This window comes from Actibacterium sp. (genome assembly GCF_041584535.1).
Taxonomy (GTDB): Bacteria; Pseudomonadota; Alphaproteobacteria; order Rhodobacterales; family Rhodobacteraceae; genus Actibacterium_D.
In genome coordinates this window covers 1-2,530 of the sequence record NZ_JBFHDW010000336.1, presented here as the reverse complement: position 1 = coordinate 2,530, position 2,530 = coordinate 1, and the positions used below count along the sequence as shown (strand labels likewise).

Sequence of the window (2,530 nt, the reverse complement as noted above, 5' to 3'; positions counted from 1 at the left end):
TGGCGCGTGGCATTCTGCGGAAAATGAGCAGAAGGAGATTCGCAAATTGCATTGCAAAATGCAAAACACGCATGAGGGGAATTCGCATTGCGCGTCACGCCTGAAAAATCGGCGTATTCCCGCCGAGGCAAAATTGCATTCAATAAAAAATAAACTTAACAAAACCAGTTGATTAAGATATTTATTGATCCATTCCTATAGATTTGATGATGGTTGGCACGAAACTTGCTTATATAAGGGTAAAGACAGGAGTCCGCTCATGAAACATCCCGTAGACGTCCATGTAGGCAAGCGCGTGCGCCATCGCCGTTGGATGGTTGGCATGACCCAACAACAACTGGCCGAACGTGTTGGCATCAAGTTCCAGCAGATCCAGAAATACGAAACCGGCATGAACCGCGTCAGCGCGTCGCGCCTGTGGGATATTGCGGATGCTCTGGAAGTTCCGGTCAGCTTTTTCTTTGAAGGGCTGGATCGCAAGGACGGGGCACATGAAATGCCCGAAGGCGTGCCGGCAGATATCCTGTCGGACAAAGAAGCGCTGGAACTTGTGCGGTCCTATTATGCCATCCCGGAAAATCAGCGTCGGCGCCTGTTTGAACTGGCCCGCGTTCTCAGCGACGCCGCCTAAGGCGCGCTTGGCTTGACGTGCCGCCCTGCGGGAGTTACCGCCAAAGGGCGGCGCGGGGCTGGCCCGGCCGAGCAGCCGGGGAATTCTCATGACAGATCAGGACCGTGACCTGCTGATTGCCATCGCCCATGCGCTGGCCGATGTGGCGCGTGTCGAAACGCTGGCGCATTTCCGCGGCGGCGCCTTGGGCATCGAGAACAAGATCGATGGCGGGTTCGATCCGGTGACGATTGCCGACCGGGCCGCCGAGCAGGCAATGCGCGATCTTCTGAACCGCAACCGCCCCGATGACAGTATTCTGGGCGAAGAATTCGGCTCCTATATCGGAACCAGCGGCCTGACATGGGTTCTGGACCCGATCGACGGCACGCGCGGCTATATGTCGGGCACGCCGACATGGGGCGTGCTGATCGCGGTGACCGACGAGACCGGGCCGCAATTTGGCATCATCGACCAACCCTATACGGGCGAGCGGTTCGTCGGCGGTCTGGGCCTGGCCGAGATGACCTCGCCGCAGGGGCGGCGGGCGCTGCAAACCCTGCCATCGCGCGGGTTGGATCACGCCGTGCTGTTCACCACCTTCCCCGAGGTCGGCACCCCCTCTGAGGGTGCGGCGTTCCACGAATTATCCGGCCAATGCCGCCTGACCCGCTATGGCATGGATTGCTATGCCTATGCGCTGTTGGCGCTGGGCCAGATCGATCTGGTGGTCGAGGCCGGGCTGAACCCTTATGACATTCAGGCCCCGATCGCGGTGATCGAGGCGGCGGGCGGCATTGTCACTGACTGGCAAGGCGGCTCGGCCCAGCATGGCGGCCGGGTTCTGGCCGCCGCGAACCCGCAGATTCATGCCGAGGCACTGGCGATATTGTCCAAAGCCGGGGACTAAACCATGCATCATGTTCTGATCCGCAATGCCGACGCCATCCTGACCATGGACGACGGCCGGCGCGAGCTGGCCGGGGCTGACATTCGGCTGAAAGGCGGCATCATTGCCGAGATTGGCCATGGGCTGATGCCGGACGGGGCCGAGGTGGTGCTGGCGCAGGGCTGTGTTGTGACGCCGGGCTTGGTGAACACCCACCATCATTTGTATCAGACCCTGACCCGCGCGGTGCCGGGCGGGCAGGACGCGCTGCTGTTTGGCTGGCTGAAGACGCTGTATCCGATCTGGTCCCGGTTCGGCCCCGAGGAAATGCGGATTTCGGCGCTGATCGGGCTGGCGGAACTGGCGCTGTCGGGCTGCACGATGAGCTCGGATCACCTGTATCTCTATCCCAACGGGTCGCGGCTGGAGGATACGATTGATGCGGCGCAGGAAATCGGCCTGCGGTTTCATCCGACCCGTGGCGCGATGAGCATCGGCGAAAGCGCCGGTGGCCTGCCGCCCGACAGTCTGGTCGAACGCGAGGCCGATATCCTGAACGACTGTATCCGGGTGATCGACGCCTTCCACGACCCGGCCGAAGGCGCGATGGTGCGGGTTGGCGTGGCGCCATGTTCGCCGTTTTCGGTCAGCCGCGAATTGATGCGCGACGCCGCACTTCTGGCCCGCGACAAGGGTGTGATGATGCACACTCATCTTGCCGAGAATGACGAGGACATCGCCTATTCCGAGGCACAGTTCGGTTGTCGTCCCGGCCAATATGCCGAAGATCTGGGCTGGACCGGGGCCGATGTCTGGCATGCCCATTGCGTCAAGCTGAATAGTTCGGAAATTGAACTTTTTAGCCGGACTCATACCGGGGTCGCGCATTGCCCATGTTCGAATTGTAGACTCGGGTCGGGCATTGCCCCGGTGCGGGCGATGCGCGATGCGGGGGTGAAAGTGGGTCTGGGGGTCGATGGATCGGCCAGCAACGACTCCGGCAACCTGATCGCCGAGGCGCGGCAGTCGAT

General features: G+C 61.1%; 3 protein-coding genes. All 3 read left to right on the top strand.

The genetic code is table 11. The annotated features are described in order from the left end of the window. The first annotated feature begins 259 nt into the window (after positions 1 to 259). Positions 260 to 631 (top strand): helix-turn-helix domain-containing protein, encoded by a 372-nt coding sequence (locus ABYW26_RS13255; protein WP_372605388.1) that lies wholly within the window; start codon positions 260 to 262, stop codon positions 629 to 631. Positions 632 to 719: 88 nt separating this feature from the next. Then, a complete protein-coding gene (locus ABYW26_RS13250; RefSeq protein ID WP_372605387.1) occupies positions 720 to 1,520 on the top strand; it encodes an inositol monophosphatase family protein in 801 nt (266 codons plus the stop codon). Positions 1,521 to 1,523: 3 nt separating this feature from the next. Next, positions 1,524 to 2,530: 8-oxoguanine deaminase (locus ABYW26_RS13245; protein ID WP_372605386.1), on the top strand; the 1,007-nt coding region annotated here is incomplete at its 3' end.

Coding starts and splice junctions, on each gene's coding strand:
- ABYW26_RS13255 (WP_372605388.1), top strand. CDS start 260: ATGAAACATCCCGTAGACGTCCATGTAGGCAAGCGCGTGCGCCATCGC.
- ABYW26_RS13250 (WP_372605387.1), top strand. CDS start 720: ATGACAGATCAGGACCGTGACCTGCTGATTGCCATCGCCCATGCGCTG.